Origin of the sequence: Amycolatopsis sp. NPDC051071, assembly GCF_040682875.1 — a bacterium.
Lineage (GTDB): Bacteria > Actinomycetota > Actinomycetes > Mycobacteriales > Pseudonocardiaceae > Amycolatopsis.
This window is the reverse complement of record NZ_JBFBBY010000008.1, coordinates 1-16,547: the sequence shown is the minus strand read 5'-3', so window position 1 is coordinate 16,547 and position 16,547 is coordinate 1. Positions and strand designations below refer to the sequence as shown.

Genomic DNA, 16,547 nt, shown 5'->3' with positions numbered 1-16,547 from the left:
GATTTGCCAGACACGCCCTAGGGCGTGTCTAAAGAAGCGTGTCGAGGATCAGCTTCGCGCGTTCTTCGACAAGCCGGTAGCCGGAGCGGGTGGCGAGTTCGAGGGCGAGTTCGCCGTGTGTCCGGGCTTCGCCGAGTTTTCCCAGTTCCAGCAGGGTTTCCGCGAGCCCGGTCCGCGCGGCGGCCTCACACCAGAAGAAACTGGTCGTACGGGCGATCGACAACGCGTGCCGCTGGTGTTCCGCGGCTTCTTCCGGCAGGCCGAGCCGCAGGCAGACCTCCCCGAGCCCGACGAGTGTCCAGGCCTCGGTACCGCGGTCGCCGATCTTGCGGGTGAGTTCGACGGCGGCGAGCGCGTCCGCGCGGTTCTGTTCACTCGGGTCGCGTTTGCTTTCGAGCACGGCCCTGCCGGACAAAGCCGTGGCCTCGCCATAGGTGTAGCCGAGTTCGCGGTTGGCGGCCAGCGCGCTGGTGTAGAAGTCGTAGGCCTCGTCGAGTTGTCCGAGGTCGCGGTGCACGTTGCCGAGGTCGACCAGCAGCACCGCGACGCTGAACCGGGCGCCGTCCCGTTCGGAGACCGCGAGCGCACGGGTGAAATGGGTGAGTGCCTCGTCGAGCTGGCCGGTCTGCCAGTAGGGGAAACCGAGGTTCGCCAGCGCCATCGACACACCGGGCAGGTTAAGTTCTTCGCACAGCCGCAAGGATTCGACGCCGCAGCGGATGGCTTCCTGCGGGTCGCCGAGTCGCTGGTGCACCGCGCTCAGATTGTTGAGCACCGCGGCCCGGCCCGCCGGCCAGCCTTCGAGCAGGTCCCCGGCCAAAGCGCTGGTGAGGTGCTCGCGTGCCTCGTCGTACCGGCCGCTGTTGACGCAGGCGAGCGCGATGCTCAGGTGCATCGCCGCTTGTGCTTGTCCCGCGCCGCTTCGGCGGGCGGCCTTGAGCGCCGTCGACGCGGTGTCGATCCATTCGGCGTGATGGCCGCGCTGGTGGAAGAAGGCGCGGAGCGCGTCGGCGAGGTGCCAGGAGTACTCGGGCGGGCCGTGTTCGGCGCTGTGCTCGACGGCGGCGGCGAGGTTCGGCCACTCGGCGTCCAGCCAGGCCAGCGCCTCGTCGGTGTCGGCGAAGGGTTTGTCTTCCGGCTCTTCACGTGGCAACCGCAGGAAATGGGGGATGAGCACGCGGCCCGCGGCGTCGGCGGTGGTCAGGTAGCTGTCGAAGAGCCGTCGCTCCGCGGTGTCCCGTTCGGACTTCGTGTCCTCGCACAGCGTGCGGCCCGCCGCGAAACTGCGGAGGAGGTCGTGGAAGCGGTAGCGGCCCGGGGTGTAGCGCTCGACGAGGTGCGCAGCCGCGAGGGCTTTGAGCTGCTGGCTCGCCCGGGTCGCGCCGGTCAGCGCCTGGGCGGCGGACGCGGTGAACGTCTGACCCGGGACCAGCGCGAGCCTGCGGAACAGCAGCCGGTGCTCCTCCGGCAATGCCCGGTAGGAGACGCCGAACGCGGTGGTCACGGCGCTTTCCTCGGCGCCGTCGACGGTCAGTTCGGCGAGTGGGTCGCTCCCGGCCAGCTCACGGGCGAGTTCGGCGATCTCGGGTTCGCCGCTCGCGCCCAGATTCGCCGCCGCGATACGCAAGGCGAGCGGAAGATGCCCGCACAGCCTGGCCAATTCGGCGGCCGCGACCGCCTCGGCGGCCACCGTCTCGCTGCCGAGCACGGCTTCGAGCAGATGCCGCGCGTCTTCGGCGGGCAACACGGGCAGCGGGAGCGCGCGGGCGCCGGTGCGGGCGATGAGGTCACCGAGCCGCTGGCGGCTGGTGACCAGGACGGTGCCCGACGGCGGCAGCAACGGCGTCACCTGGCCGGTGTCGCGCACGTTGTCCAGTACCAGGAGGACCCGCTTGTCGGCGAGCAGGGACCGGAGCAACGCGGCTCGCGTGTCGACGTCCGGTGGGATGGCCTTCGGCGCGGTGCCGAGCGCCTGCAGGAGCTGGGTGAGCGCGACCGCCGGCGTGAGTGGCTCGTGGTCGGGATCGAATCCACGCAGGTCGAGGTAGAGCTGGCCGTCGGGGAAGGCGTCGCGCACGCGATGCGCCCACCGTACGGCGAGCGCGGTTTTGCCGACGCCTGCTGTACCGCTGATCACCCAGATGTCCGTGCCGTCGCTCGAAGTCCGGGTCGCCTCGTCGAGCCGCTCCAGCTCGGTCGCGCGTCCGGCGAACCCGCGTACGTCGTGGGGAAGCTGCGCGGGTTTGGTGGCCTGCCCGGTTTCGGCCGCGGGTTCCAGTGCGGGGTCCGCGGCGAGGATGGCGGCTTCGAGTTTGCGCAGCTCCGGCGAGGGATCGAGGCCGAGTTCGGTGGCGAGCCTGCCCCTGAGCGAGCGGAACGCTTCGAGAGCGTCGTCGGTGCGGCCTTCACGGTGCAGTGCGAGCATCAGCTGGCCGACGAACCGCTGCCGCAACGGATGCGCGGCGACCAATTCGGTCAGCTCCGCGAGAACCTGACGTCCCCGGCCGAGCCGCAACCGGGCCTCGGCGCGATCTTCGAGCGCCGTCCAGCGGGCCTCGTTCATCCCGCCGCGCAACCGCTGCGCGACCTCACCGCTCACGACGTCGGACAATGCCTCGCCTCGCCACAACCCGAGCGCCTCGTCCAGGAGTTCCACGGCACGTTCGTCGGCTGCTCCGCGGGCCTGGGCGGTCAGCTCGGTGAAGCGGTGCAGGTCCACTTGGGAGGGGGTGACCTTGAGCAGGTAGCGGGTCCCCTCGGAGACGATCTCCGGGCCGCCCGCGGCGCGGAACACGGCCCGCAGCCGGGACACCAGCGCTTGAACGGTGTTCCGGGCGCTCGCCGGGGGTTCTTCGGGCCACAGCAGGTCGATGATCCGGTCGCGGGGCACCGGCCGCCCCGCCTCCAGCAGCAGAACCGCCAGCACGAGCCGCTGTTTGGGCGAACCGAGATCGACCGGGCCGCCATCGGCCCACGCCTCGACGGCGCCGAGGACGCGGAACTCCACCCGGCCACCTCCGCCCACCGTCGTCGAAGGCTGCAAGCGTAGTGCAAGCGCCCTGCATCCGGGCTCCGTGATCCTTATGAGGTGTCCACCGAGGACCCGTCGCCGGAACCGTGCCCAACCAACAGACGGGCAGGACCCCCCATTCGGTTCCGGTACGACGGTGGACACCTTTAACTTGCACAGGCGCCGCCCGTGACGGGCGGTGGGGTTGGGGGTAGCGCCAGCTCGACGTCTTCCCTCGCGTCGTCGAACTGGCGCTCTTCTTGACTGGGGCTGGGGTTTTTCCGGCAGCGATGACGCTGCCTGAACGAAGGGGACTTTCTCCGCACCTGATGCGGGAAGGTCCCCTTCGTCGTGTCTTGGGGCAGCGGTCGACACCCGCTGCCGCCCGTCTCCCCACCACTCGCTTGACAACCACGTCTCCCATCCTTCACCCTTTCACTAGTTCATTAGTGAAAGGGTGTTGCCAGTGGTCACCTTCCATCTGGACAAGGGGTCGGGCGTCGCCACTTACGTCCAGCTCGTCCAGCAGGTCAAACACGCCCTCCGGCTCGGGTTGCTGGAGCCGGGTGACCGGCTGCCGACGGCGAAGGAAGTGGTCGCCGAGCTGGCGATCAACCCCAACACCGTCCTCAAGGCGTACCGCGAACTGGAGCGCGAAGGGCTCGTCGAGGGGAAGCCGGGCCTCGGCACCTTCGTGAAGAAGACGCTGGGAGGCGCTTCGTTCGCGGAGCACACGAGGTTGCGGAAGAGCCTGGGCGGCTGGGTCCGCGACGCGCGGGAGTCGGGGCTGGATCAGGAAGACGTCGAAGCGTTGTTCACCTCAGTGGTGGTCGACGGCTTTCGAGGGGAGCGAACGGCGTGACTGACAAACCCATCATCGAGGCGACCGGCCTCGGCAAGCGCTACCGCCGCAAATGGGCACTGCGCGACTGTTCCCTCGCCGTCCCGAAAGGACGCGTCGTCGCGCTGGTCGGACCCAACGGCGCCGGCAAGACGACCTTCCTGCATCTGGCCGTCGGGTTGCTCGACGCGACCCTCGGCGAGGTCTCGATCCAAGGAACCGCCGCGTTCCTGGCACAGGACAAGCCGCTGTACCCCGGTTTCAGTATCGCCGAGATGCTCAAGTTCGGCAGACGCCTCAACCCCGGCTGGGACGACGAGTACGCACTCAAACGCATCGATTCGCTGCGGCTTCCCTTGAAGCACAAGGTGGGCAAGCTTTCCGGCGGACAGCGCGCACAGGTCGCGCTCACTCTCGCGCTGGCGAAGCGCCCGGACCTCCTCGTGCTCGACGAGCCGCTCGCCAACCTCGATCCGCTGGCCCGGCACGAGGTCATGCGCGGATTGATGGAGGCGGTCGCGGAAACCGGCATGACCGTCCTGCTCTCCTCGCACGTCGTGTCGGATCTGGAGAACACCTGCGACTGGCTGATCGTCCTCAACGGCGGCCGCGTGCAGGTCAGTGGCGACATCGACGAACTCGTCGCCGGGCACCGGATCCTGTCCGGACCCGTGGAGGAGGCCGACGCGCTGGCCAACCGCGTCGCCGTCGTGGAGGACAGCCGGGCGGGCAGGCAGGCGACCGTCTTCGCCCGCACCGCGCCGATCCCGCTGGGTCCACAGTGGACAGATCGACCGGCGAACCTGGAGGACCTGGTCCTCGCCTATCTCCGGCGGCCCGAGTCCGCGAGTCTGCCGCGTCCGACACTGGCTTCGGCGTAAGGGGGAACGATGTTCTGGCTCACCTACCGTCAGCACCGGGCGCAGCTGCTGATCACCGCGGGCGCCCTCGTCCTGATCGGGATCCTGTTGCTGGTCAACGGGACCGCCGCCGCGGGCAGCCCGGATCCGGCCAACCTCTTCGAGGATCTGTACGCCTATCTGTCCTGGCTGCAGGTGGCTCCGGTGGCTATCGGGATCTTCTGGGGCGCCCCGCTGGTCGCGGCGGAATACGAACGCGGCACGACGAAACTCGCCTGGACCCAGTCGATCTCGCGGTTCCGGTGGCTCGGCGTGAAACTGGGGTTCCTCGCCGTCCTCGCCACACTGGGTGGCCTCGCGTTCGGCACGATGACGCAGCGCTGGCTGGAGGTCTTCCCCGCCGATCGCGGTGACACCTCGTTCATCAGCCGCTTCGACAACCCGGTCCTGTTCGCGATGACCGGCGTCGCACCCGGCGCGTGGTGGCTGTTCGGATTCGTGCTCGGCACCGCCGCGGGCGCGCTCATCCGCAAAACCCTCCCGGCCATCGCCGTCACCATCGTGGTGGCCGTGGGGCTCATGATCGGCCTGTCCAACGTCCGTGACCTCTACGCCGAACCGAAACTCATCGCCTTGAACTTCGGCCGTGACGGCCCGGGCGGCCGGGTCGTCGAAACGATCACCGACGCCACCGGTGAGGTCACCGCTCTCAAGGTCCTGACCCCGGACTTCTACTGGCGCTTCCAATGGACCGAAGCCGCGATCCTGGGCGGCGCCGCACTCCTGCTCGCGGTCGCCGCGACCTTCGCCATCCGGCGACGCTCCTAGAAAGGACCGTTCTTGCTCTGGCTCACCTGGCGGCAGCACCGTACCCAGCTGCTCGTCACCCTGGGGTTCCTGGCCGCGGTCGGCGGCATCCTGCTCTTCTCCGGGCAGGTCGCCCTCGATTCCGCGAACGGGAAGGTCTCCTCGTACTGCTACGGGGGCGGTGTGCCCTGCCGTGAGTACGACGCGGGTCTGGAGGATCTCTACCAGAAGATCTACCCGCTGATCGTGATGCTGCCGTTCGTTCCCTTGCTGGCGGGCATCTTCTGGGGCGCGCCGCTGCTCGCCAGGGAGTACGAGCGCAACAGCTACCAGCTCGTGTGGACGCAGTCGGTGAGCCGCGGCCGCTGGCTGGGTGTCAAGTTCGCCGTCCTCGCCTCGGCCGCGGCGCTGGCCGGGCTCGCTTCGGGACAGATGCTCGGCAAGTGGTTGGAGATCTTCCCAGGCAAGGCCGAGACGCTGGCCGAGACCTCGTACTTCGGCGCCGTCGGCATCGCACCGGTGGCGTGGTGGCTGTTCGCCTTCACCCTCGGTACCGCGGCCGGGGTGCTGGTGCGCAAGACCTTGCCCGCCATCGCGATCACCGTCGGGGTGTTCGTCGCGGCCTCGATCGCCTTGCTGCTCCTGCGGCCGCACTACGCGGAGCCCGTGCGCACGATCGGCCTCGACGTGTCCACAAAGGACGCCGATATCGTACGGCTGGGCTTGCTCGCTCCGGACGGCCGCGAACTGGGGTTGCTGGACGACGTCCCCGGTTGCCCACGGGAGCGGGAAAAGACGAAATGCGCGGAAGCGGTGGGCTATCGGTCCTTCACCGTCTATCAACCCGCCGAACGGTTCTGGCGGTTCCAGTGGACCGAGGCGGGCATCCTGCTCGCCGCGACCGCGGTGCTCGGGGGTGTCGCGGTAGGGGGAACGGTCCGCCGCCGTCGCTGAGACAGCAGTGACGGTGGCGGACCGCCCGGCTCAGTCGAGCCGCAACTCGGGACGGTAGATGTCGAACCAGTGGTAGAGGTCCAGCATGCGGTCGATCCCGCTGCGCTGGGCCGAGGACATCGTGACCGGGTCCACTTCGGACACTCGGTGCACCCAGTCGCGGTCCACCAGCGTGAACACCGGGTTGTCCCGTTCGGTCAGCGCTTCCTTGGCCTGCTGCTGCAACGCCGCCGCGTAGCCGGGGTCCTGTGTGGACGGATACGGGCTCTTGACCCGGTCACGCACCGACGCGGGCAGCACATGTTCGGTCGCGTGCCTCAGCAGGCTCTTTTCCCTGCTGTCGAACGTCTTCAGCGACCACGGCGTGTTGTAAACGTACTCGACGAGCCGGTGGTCGCAGAACGGCACCCGTACTTCGAGTCCGACGGCCATCGACGCGCGGTCCTTGCGGTCCAGCAGCATCCGCACGAACCGGGTGAGGTGGAGGTTGCAGACCGTCCGCATCTTGGCGTCCTGCTCGCTCTCGCCGTCGAGGTGCTCGACCTGGGCGACGGCGGTGCTGTACTGGTCGGCGATGTAGCCGGGCAGGTCCAGGTTCCGCCGGACCTCCTCGCGCAGCAGCGTGGTCCGCTCACTGGTCAGTCCCATGCGGAACGCGAGCCAGGGGAACGTCCCCGAGTTCACCGCTTCCTCGTCGTGGAACCAGCGGTAGCCGCCGAACACCTCGTCGGCCGATTCGCCGGACAGCGCGACCGTCGACTCCGCACGAATCGCCTTGAACAGCAGGTAAAGCGAGGTGTCCATATCGCCGAGCCCGGCCGGGATGTCCCGTGCGGTCAGCACCGCACGGCGCACCGCCGGGTCGCTCAGCTCGGCCGGGTTGAGCATGACGTCCTGGTGTGCGGAGCCGACAAGTTCCGCGACATCGCGGATATACGGCGAGTCCGGCGTGTCCCTGATCTCGTCCGGCTTGAAGTTGTCTTCCTGGCCGAGGAAATCGACCGAGAACGTCCGAAGCTGTTCACCCTGTTCGGCCAGCCGTGCCGCCGCGAGGCCGGTGACGGCGCTCGAATCGAGCCCGCCGGACAGCAGGACGCACCGGGGTACGTCGGCGACCAGTTGCCGGTGCACGATGTCGGTCATCAGCTCGCGGACCTTGGCGACCGTGGTCTCCTGGTCGTCCGCATGCGGCTTCGCGTCGAGCTTCCAGTACGTCCGCGTGCGGATCCCGGACCGGTCCACGGTGACGATCGTGCCCGGCCCGACCTCGTGCATGCCCTTCCACAGCGACCAGCCGGGGGTTTTGGTCATGGACATCAGCTCGCGCAGGCCGTCGCTGTCGACCACCTTGCGTGCCAACGGGTTCGCGAGGATCGCCTTCGGCTCGGAACCGAAGAGCACGCCGTCCGGGGTCGGGTAGTAGTAGAACGGCTTGATGCCCATGCGGTCGCGGATCATCACGAGCTTCTCGTCGCGCTCGTCCCAGATCGCGAAGGCGTACATCCCGTTGAGGTGGTCGACGACCTCGTCACCCCACTCCAGGTAGCCGTGGAGTACGACCTCTGTGTCGCTGTCGGTCTCGAATTTGTGGCCCCGCTTGGAAAGTTCCTCACGCAGTTCAGTGAAGTTGTACGCCTCACCGCTGTAGACCATGGCCGCCAGACCGGCCTCGGCCATCGGCTGCCTGCCGCCCGGCAAATCGATGATCGCGAGACGGCGGTGACCCAGTGCCACCTGGGGCCGGATCCAGGTTCCCGCGTCGTCAGGCCCGCGGCACGCCATGGTCTCGGTCATCGCGTCGATGACCTCGCGGCGTTGCGTCAAGTCCGTGTCGTAGGAGACCCACCCTGCGATTCCGCACATCGCTACCTCCTGTTGCTTAGTACATACAACTATTGGTAACACCGGTGTAACACGCTTTGATCAGCTTGTCTGCCCGAATTGCACGCTCCGTCCTCGGTGAGTCACTGCCTGTGGGACAAGTCACCGAGCGTCAAGAACGCGTAAACGCACCCGATCGGGGCATCAAGAGGTCGTCAGGCCGAGGTCGTGGGCGGCTCCGCACGGCGCACTGTGGCGGAGTCCTGGTCACCGATGGGGTGACCTGTCCTGAGAGGTGCCTAGTGGCCGACTTGCTCTACGCCGTGCTCCTGATCGGCGTATTCGTGGTTCTCGCCCTGACCTTGCGTGGTCTGGAGAAGCTGTGACGGGCACGGGAACTCCTGCCAATGTCGTCGGCGGACTGCTGGCGCTGGGGCTGATCGTCTATTTGTTCATCGCACTGGTCAGGCCGGAGAAATTTTGATGCGTCCCGACGTACTTGTTCCCGCGGAGGGACTGGAATGACAGACACCACGGCCGGCCTCCTGCAGGCCGGTCTCTTACTCGTCGCGCTCGCCGTGGTCTACCGGCCACTCGGCGACTACATGGCGCGCGTCTTCTCCACCGAGAAGCACACCAAGGCCGAACGTGGCCTGTACCGCCTGTTCCGGGTGAACCCCGGATCGGAGCAGCACTGGAAGACCTACGCGTCCGCCGTGATCGGCTTCTCGTTCGTCTCCGTCGTTTTCCTGTACTTGCTTCAGCGGCTCCAGTCGGTCCTGCCGTGGAGCCTCGGCAAGGAACCGGTCTCGCCGGCGGTCGCCTTCAACACTGCCGTCAGCTTCGTGACGAACACGAACTGGCAGTCCTACAGCCCCGAAGCGACCATGGGCCACTTCGTCCAGATGGCTGGGCTGACCGTGCAGAACTTCCTGTCCGCGGCCGTGGGTCTTTCGGTCGCCATCGCGGTGGTCCGCGGGTTCGTCCGCGCGAAGACCGACCGGCTCGGCAACTTCTGGGTGGACCTGACCCGCGGCACGATCCGGATCCTGCTGCCGATGGCGTTCGTGGCCGCGATCGCGCTGATCGCGCTCGGCGTCGTCCAGAGCCTCAAGAGTGGTGTCGACGTCCTCAACCCGGACGGCGGCACCAGCAAGATCGCGCTCGCGCCCGCCGCGAGCCAGGAGGCGATCAAGGAACTCGGCACCAACGGCGGTGGCATCTTCAACGCCAACTCCGCGCACCCGTTCGAGAACCCCAACGCCTGGACGAACCTGATCGAGATCTTCCTGATCCTGGTCATCCCGGTCTCGCTGACCCGGACGTTCGGCAAACTCGTCGGCAACACCCGGCAGGGTTACGTCCTGCTCTCGGTGATGGCCGCGCTCTCCACCGTCATGCTGACGGTGACCTGGCTGTCCGAAGCCCACGCGAGCGGGCCGGCGTCGCTGGCCGCCGGGGCGAATCTGGAGGGCAAGGAGCAGCGGTTCGGCATCGGACTGAGCGCGTTGTTCGCCAACGCCACCACCGGCACGTCGACCGGCGCGGTCAACAGCATGCACGACAGCTACAGCGGGCTCGGCGGCGGCGGAGCCCTGCTCAACATGCTGCTGGGCGAGATCTCGCCGGGTGGGGTGGGCACCGGTCTCTACGGCATCCTGGTGATGGCCGTGATCGCGATGTTCCTCGCCGGGCTGATGGTCGGCCGGACGCCGGAATACCTCGGCAAGAAGCTCGGCAAACGCGAGGTCACCTGCGCGGCCGTCGCCATGCTCGCGATGCCGACCGTGGTGCTGCTCGGCTCCGGTATCGCGCTGATGCGGTCCGACACCCCGGCCGCCATGACCAACTCGGGCGCGCACGGGCTTTCCGAAGTCCTCTACGCCTACGCGTCGGCGGGCAACAACAACGGCAGCGCGTTCGGCGGGCTGACCGCGACGAACGACTGGTTCCAGTCATCGTTGTCAGTGGCCATGCTGCTCGGCCGGTTCATCCCGATCATCGCCGTGCTGTGCCTCGCCGGATCCCTTGCCTCCCAACGGAAGGTCCCGGAGACCGCGGGCACGCTCCCCACCACCGGACCGCTTTTCGGCACGATGCTCGCGGGCACGATCGTGCTCGTCGCGGCCCTCACCTTCATCCCGGCGCTCGCGCTCGGGCCCATCGCAGAGGCACTCGCATGACCATGACTCAGGAACGCACGCCGGAGGAGATCTCCCAGCACCATGTCGAAAACACCGGCCGGGTCGGCGCGGGGATCTTCAGCCCGCGCCAGCTGCTGACCTCCCTTCCGGACGCGCTGCGCAAGCTGAACCCCCAGCACCAGCTGGCCAATCCGGTCATGTTCGTGGTGTGGCTCGGTTCGGCGCTGACGACAGTCTTCGCCGTCACCGACCCGAGTGTGTTCACCATCCTCATCGCGATTTGGCTGTGGTTCACCGTCCTGTTCGCGAACCTCGCCGAGGCCGTCGCCGAAGGCCGGGGCAAGGCACAGGCGGAAACCCTGCGCCGCAGCAAGAAGGAGACCATCGCGCGCCGCCTCACCGAGGACGGCGACGAGGAGAACGTGCCGGGTGCCGATCTGCGCGTCGGCGATCTCGTGGTCGTCGAGGCCGGGCAGATCATCCCTGGCGACGGCGACGTCGTCGAGGGCATCGCGACCGTCGACGAATCGGCCATCACCGGTGAATCGGCCCCGGTCATCCGCGAATCCGGCGGCGACCGGTGCGCGGTCACCGGCGGCACCACGGTGCTCTCGGACCGGATCGTCGTGAAGATCACCACCAAACCCGGCGAGTCCTTTGTGGACCGGATGATCGCCTTGGTGGAGGGCGCTTCCCGGCAGAAGACGCCGAACGAGATCGCGCTGACGATCCTGCTCTCGACGCTGACGATCATCTTCCTGCTCGCCGTCGTGGCGCTGCAGCCGATGGCCGGGTACTCCGGCAGCCAGCAGTCCGTGATCGTGCTGACCGCGTTGCTGGTCTGCCTGATCCCGACCACGATCGGCGCGCTGCTGTCCGCGATCGGTATCGCGGGGATGGACCGGCTGGTGCAGCGCAACGTCCTGGCGACGAGCGGCCGCGCGGTGGAAGCCGCCGGCGACGTCTCGACGCTGCTGCTGGACAAGACCGGCACGATCACCTTCGGCAACCGCAAGGCCACCGAGCTGATCCCGGTCGGCGGGTCCACCACGGCGGACATCGCCAAGGCGGCCCGGCTGTCCAGCCTCGCCGACGGCACGCCGGAAGGCCGCAGCATCGTCGAACTCGTCGCCCGCGAACACGGGCTCGCCGAGACGGCGTCGGACGACGAAAAGCTCGCGGATTTCGTCGAGTTCACCGCGCAGACGCGGATGAGCGGTATCGACGTCGGCGAGCGCCAGGTGCGCAAGGGTGCCACCGCCGCCGTGCGCGAGTGGGTCCGCGACCGCGGCGGTGACATGCCGGACGAGACCGAACGCGTCGTCGACGAGATCAGCCAGCAGGGCGGGACGCCGCTGGTCGTCGCCGAATACGACGGCGCGAAAGCGTTCGTGCGTGGCGTGATCCGGCTGTCCGACGTGGTCAAACCCGGGATGAAGGAGCGGTTCGTCCAGCTCCGCGCGATGGGCATCAAGACCATCATGATCACCGGGGACAACCCGCTGACGGCCAAGGCCATCGCGCGGGACGCCGGTGTCGACGACTACCTCGCCGAGGCCAAACCCGAAGACAAGATGGCGCTGATCAAGAAGGAGCAGGAAGGCGGGCGGCTGGTCGCGATGACCGGCGACGGCACCAACGACGCTCCCGCGCTGGCGCAGTCCGACGTCGGCGTCGCGATGAACACCGGGACCTCCGCCGCCAAGGAGGCGGGGAACATGGTGGACCTCGACTCCGACCCGACGAAGCTGATCGAGATCGTGGAGATCGGCAAGCAGCTGCTGATCACCCGCGGCGCGCTGACCACCTTCAGCGTCGCCAACGACCTCGCGAAGTACTTCGCCATCCTGCCCGCGATGTTCACCGGCATCTTCGCCCAGCTCGGCGCGCTCAACATCATGCAGCTGGCCACGCCGAAGTCGGCGATCCTGTCGGCGGTCATCTTCAACGCGCTGATCATCGCCGGGCTGATCCCGCTCGCCCTGCGCGGCGTCCGGTACAAGCCATCCTCGGCTTCGGCGCTGCTGCGCCGGAACCTGCTGATCTACGGCCTCGGCGGCATCGTCAGCCCGTTCCTCGGGATCTGGCTGATCGACCTCGTGGTCCGTCTCATTCCTGGAATCGGGTGACCCTGATGAAACCGTTGTTCAAACAAACCCTCGCCGGGCTGCGGGTCCTCCTCGTGATGACCGTGCTTCTCGGCGTCGTCTACCCGCTCGGCGTCTGGGCCGTGGCGCGGATCCCCGGCCTGGAAGGCAACGCCGAAGGCTCGATCGTCACCCAGGACGGGCTGGCCGTCGGCTCGTCGCTGATCGGCGTCGACCCGGTCGCGGCAGACCCGGCGAAGGACCCTTGGTTCCACAACCGCCCGTCCGCGGGTTCGAAGGACGCGCTCGGCCCCGGCGACCCGTCGTCGTCCGGCGCCTCGAACAAGGGCCCGTACAACGAGGATCTGGTCGCGGCCATCGGCGAGCGCAGGAAACTGATCGCCGCCCGCGAAGGCGTCCAGGAGTCACAGGTGCCCGCGGACGCGGTGACGGCGTCGGGATCGGGGATGGATCCGGCGATCAGCGTCGCCTACGCCGGCCTGCAGGTCACGCGAGTGGCGAGGAACACCGGCCTCTCCGAGGAGAAGGTTCGCCAGCTCGTGGCGGAGAACACGAGCGGCGCCGGGATCGGTGTGCCGGGCGTCAATGTGCTGAAGGTCAACTTGGCCGTGCGCGACGCGGCCGGAGGAGCACACTGACAGACGTGGACGAGAACACGACCAAGCCGCGCCGGGGTGAGCTGAGGATCTACCTCGGCGCGGCCCCCGGCGTCGGCAAGACCTTCGCGATGCTCGGCGAGGCGCGCCGCCGCCTCGACCGGGGCACCGACGTGGTCGTCGGCCTGGTCGAGACGCACGGCCGCAAGAAGACCGCGGAGCTCGTCGAGGGCCTGGAGACCGTGCCGCGCCGCCGGTCCGAGCATCGCGATCGCGAGTTCGAGGAGATGGACCTCGACGCGTTGCTCGCCCGCGCGCCCGAGGTCGCCGTGGTCGACGAACTCGCGCACACCAACGTGCCGGGCTCACGCAACGAGAAGCGCTGGCAGGACATCGACGAACTGCTCGCCGCCGGGATCGACGTCCTCTCCACGGTCAACGTGCAGCATCTGCAGAGCCTCAACGACGTCGTCGAGCGCATCACCGGCGTCACCCAGCAGGAGACGGTGCCCGACGAGGTCGTGCGGCGGGCCGAGCAGCTGGAACTGGTCGACATCACGCCAGAGGCACTGCGGCGGCGACTGGCGCACGGCAACGTCTACCCGGCCGAGCGCATCGACGCGGCGCTGGGCAACTACTTCCGGCCCGGCAATCTCACCGCGTTGCGGGAGCTCGCGCTGCTGTGGGTCGCCGACCAGGTCGACGTCGCACTCCAGCGGTATCGCGCCGAGCAGAAGATCACCGACACGTGGGAAGCACGCGAACGGGTGGTCGTGTCCATCACCGGCGGACCGGAGAGCGAGACGCTGATCCGCCGCGCGAGCCGGATCGCGAACCGCGCGGGTGCCGAACTGCAGGTGCTGCATATCCTGCGTGGTGACGGGCTGGCCGGGATGGGCCCGACGGCGGTCGGCAAGTACCGGAAGCTGACCGAAGAGGTCGGCGCGACCTTCCACACCGTGGTCGGCGACGACGTCCCGATGGCACTGCTCGACTTCGCGCGCGGCGTGAACGCGACCCAGCTGGTCGTGGGCACCTCGCGGCGGTCGCGGGTGGCGCGGCTGTTCGACGAGGGCATCGGCGCGGCCGTGGTCCAGCGGTCCGGCGCGATCGACGTCCACATGGTCACGCACGACGAAGCGGGCGGGCGGCTGCGTGCCCGCTTCGGCCGGAGCCCGTTGACGCCCTCGCGGCGGCTGGCGGGCTGGGCGCTCTCGCTGGTGCTGCCGTCGCTGGCGACACTGGTCGGCGTCCTGCTACGGAATCACTTGGACTTCTCCACCGACGTTGTCGACTACGTGCTCGCGACAGTGCTCGTCGCGCTCGTGGGCGGGCTCGGGCCCGCGTTGCTCGCGGCGGTGCTCTCGGCCGGGTTGCTGAACTTCTTCTTCACCCCGCCGCTGTACACCTTGACCGTCCACGAACCGCGCAACGTGATCACCCTGGTCGCGATGGTGCTGGTGGCGATCCTCGTCGCGGTCGTCGTCGACACGGCCGCCCGCCGCGCCACCCAGGCCGCGCGGGCGCGGACCGAGGCGGCACTGCTCGCCTCCTACGCGCGGACCGTGCTCACGCAGACGAACCCGATCGAACGGCTGTTGGAGAAGGTGCGCGAGAACTTCGGGATGACTTCGGTGACCCTGCTGGAAAAGCGGGACGGGAAGTGGAAGCGCGTGGCGAACGCGGGCTCGGATCCCTGCGCCGATCCTGACCAGGCCGACGCCGACATCGCGGTCACCGCCGACGTCCATCTGACGCTGCGCGGCCGGGCGCTGCCCGCGTCCGACCGGCGGGTGCTGGAAGCCGTCGCCGGGCAGGCGTTGCTCGCCTTGCGGCAGCAACGGACGGCGAAGGCGGCCGTCCGTGCCGAGCGCAAAGCCGAGGCGACCGAGCTGCGCACGGCCCTGTTGTCGGCGGTGGGGCACGATCTCCGCACGCCGCTCACCTCGATCAAGGCGTCCATCGGAAGCCTGCGCGCGACCGACATCTCACTGTCCGAAGAGGACACCGAAGAGCTGCTGGAGGCGATCGAGGAATCGGCCGACCGGCTCGCCGGGCTGATCGACAACCTGCTCGACTCGTCCCGGCTGGCGACCGGCGCCGTCCGCCCGCATCTGCGTCCGGTCGGCTACGACGAGGTCGTCGCGCATGCGTTGTCCAATGTGGACAACTCGGCTTCCGTCGTGGTCGCGATCGACGCCCGGCTGCCGTCGGTCTGCGCCGATCCCGGCCTGCTGGAACGGGTCGTCGCGAACGTCGTCGACAACGCGCTGCGGCACGGGGTGTCCGGCGAGCCGGTCTCGGCCCGCGCCAGCACCCATTCGGAACATGTCGAACTACGCATCATCGACCACGGGCGCGGGCTCAAGAAAGGCACCGCGGATTCGGCCTTCGCGCCGTTCCAGCGGCTGGGCGGGGACCGGGACAGCGTGCCGGGGGTCGGACTGGGACTGTCGGTCGCCAAGGGGTTCACCGAGGCGATGGGTGGGCGGATCCGGGCGGAAGACACCCCCGGCGGCGGACTCACCGTCGTCATCTCCCTGCCGGCCTATGCCGGTCAGGATCCGGAAAAGAACCTCCTCGCTTTCGACGACGAGGGCAGCGAAACCGAAGAGGAGGAGCGAGTGCGATGAGCGTCGAAACCGCGTTGGCGACCGTGCTGGTCGTCGACGACGAACCGCAGATCGTGCGAGCCCTGCGGATCAACCTGTCCGCCCGCGGCTACAAGGTGATCACCGCGCACGACGGGACGGCCGCGCTGAAGGCCGTCGCCGAGACCAAACCCGACGTCGTGGTGCTCGACCTCGGCCTGCCCGACCTCGACGGCACCGAGGTGATCGCCGGACTGCGTGGCTGGACGACGGTGCCCATCATCGTGCTGTCCGCACGCGGCGACTCGGCCGACAAGGTGCAGGCCCTCGACGCCGGTGCCGACGACTACGTCACCAAACCCTTCGGCATGGACGAACTCCTGGCGCGACTCCGCGCGGCGGTGCGGCGTTCGGCGGCGACCAGTGTGGATGGTGTGGACGCGGTGGTGGACACCGGATCGTTCTGCGTCGACCTCGCGGCCAAGAAAGTGCGCCGCGACGGCAAGGAGGTACACCTCACCAAGACCGAATGGGGTGTGCTGGAACTCCTGGTGCGCAACCGGGGACGGCTGGTGGCGCAGAAACAACTGCTGCACGAGGTTTGGGGCCCGACCTACGAGACCGAGTCGCACTACCTGCGGGTGTATCTGGCGCAACTGCGGCGGAAACTGGAACCGGAACCCTCGCGGCCGCGGCATCTGCTGACGGAACCGGGTATGGGCTACCGCTTCGAAATGTGAGCGGTGGACCGGGTCGTCTCGGTCCGGAAGTGTCATGAGGGGTCCCCATAGGACGAAATTTGTCCTATGGGGACC

General features: G+C 68.4%; 12 protein-coding genes. 10 read left to right on the top strand and 2 right to left on the bottom strand.

Going from position 1 to position 16,547, the window contains the following annotated elements:
- Positions 1 to 28: 28 nt before the first annotated feature.
- The gene (locus tag AB0M65_RS04385; protein WP_364021218.1) at positions 29 to 3,007 is read right to left on the bottom strand and encodes a BTAD domain-containing putative transcriptional regulator; all 2,979 of its coding nucleotides are present in this window, start codon (positions 3,005 to 3,007) and stop codon (positions 29 to 31) included.
- 469 nt (positions 3,008 to 3,476) lie between these two features.
- Here AB0M65_RS04385 and AB0M65_RS04380 point away from each other — a divergent pair, with 469 nt between their 5' ends.
- Genes AB0M65_RS04380 through AB0M65_RS04365 form a run of 4 tightly spaced genes read left to right on the top strand, consistent with a single transcriptional unit; the run spans position 3,477 to position 6,472 of the window.
- Entirely contained in the window at positions 3,477 to 3,872 is a 396-nt protein-coding gene (locus AB0M65_RS04380) for a GntR family transcriptional regulator (RefSeq protein ID WP_364021216.1), read from the top strand.
- Positions 3,869 to 4,732 carry an ABC transporter ATP-binding protein gene (locus AB0M65_RS04375; RefSeq protein ID WP_364021213.1) on the top strand — a complete coding sequence of 288 codons (864 nt, stop codon included), beginning with the start codon at positions 3,869 to 3,871 and terminating at the stop codon, positions 4,730 to 4,732. The genes AB0M65_RS04380 and AB0M65_RS04375 overlap by 4 nt, the downstream gene beginning before the upstream one ends.
- 9 nt (positions 4,733 to 4,741) lie before the next feature.
- Positions 4,742 to 5,539, top strand: coding sequence for an ABC transporter permease (locus AB0M65_RS04370; protein ID WP_364021210.1), 798 nt, complete (start codon positions 4,742 to 4,744; stop codon positions 5,537 to 5,539).
- 12 nt (positions 5,540 to 5,551) lie between these two features.
- Positions 5,552 to 6,472: an ABC transporter permease gene (locus AB0M65_RS04365; protein WP_364021207.1), complete on the top strand. Its 921-nt coding sequence runs from the start codon at positions 5,552 to 5,554 to the stop codon at positions 6,470 to 6,472.
- A 30-nt stretch (positions 6,473 to 6,502) separates the two neighbouring features.
- Here the strand turns inward: AB0M65_RS04365 and asnB are convergent, their stop codons facing one another.
- Positions 6,503 to 8,335, bottom strand: a complete 1,833-nt coding sequence (gene asnB / locus AB0M65_RS04360) for an asparagine synthase (glutamine-hydrolyzing) (protein ID WP_364021204.1) — start codon at positions 8,333 to 8,335, stop codon at positions 6,503 to 6,505.
- A gap of 340 nt (positions 8,336 to 8,675) precedes the next feature.
- Between asnB and kdpF the strand changes: the two genes are divergently transcribed.
- The 6 genes from kdpF to AB0M65_RS04330 are packed head-to-tail and all read left to right on the top strand — an operon-like array spanning position 8,676 to position 16,472.
- Positions 8,676 to 8,777 (top strand): K(+)-transporting ATPase subunit F, encoded by a 102-nt coding sequence (kdpF, locus tag AB0M65_RS04355; protein ID WP_240594287.1) that lies wholly within the window; start codon positions 8,676 to 8,678, stop codon positions 8,775 to 8,777.
- Positions 8,778 to 8,814: 37 nt separating this feature from the next.
- Positions 8,815 to 10,476, top strand: a complete 1,662-nt coding sequence (gene kdpA, locus AB0M65_RS04350) for a potassium-transporting ATPase subunit KdpA (RefSeq protein ID WP_364021201.1) — start codon at positions 8,815 to 8,817, stop codon at positions 10,474 to 10,476.
- The gene (gene kdpB / locus AB0M65_RS04345) at positions 10,473 to 12,566 is read left to right on the top strand and encodes a potassium-transporting ATPase subunit KdpB (protein WP_364021198.1); all 2,094 of its coding nucleotides are present in this window, start codon (positions 10,473 to 10,475) and stop codon (positions 12,564 to 12,566) included. Before kdpA ends, kdpB begins: the two co-directional genes overlap by 4 nt.
- A 5-nt stretch (positions 12,567 to 12,571) precedes the next feature.
- Entirely contained in the window at positions 12,572 to 13,183 is a 612-nt protein-coding gene (locus AB0M65_RS04340) for a potassium-transporting ATPase subunit C (RefSeq protein ID WP_364021195.1), read from the top strand.
- A gap of 5 nt (positions 13,184 to 13,188) precedes the next feature.
- A complete protein-coding gene (locus AB0M65_RS04335) occupies positions 13,189 to 15,774 on the top strand; it encodes a sensor histidine kinase KdpD (protein WP_364021192.1) in 2,586 nt (861 codons plus the stop codon).
- On the top strand, positions 15,771 to 16,472 hold the full coding sequence (locus AB0M65_RS04330) for a response regulator (protein WP_364021189.1): 702 nt from the start codon (positions 15,771 to 15,773) through the stop codon (positions 16,470 to 16,472). The genes AB0M65_RS04335 and AB0M65_RS04330 overlap by 4 nt, the downstream gene beginning before the upstream one ends.
- Positions 16,473 to 16,547 lie beyond the last annotated feature (75 nt).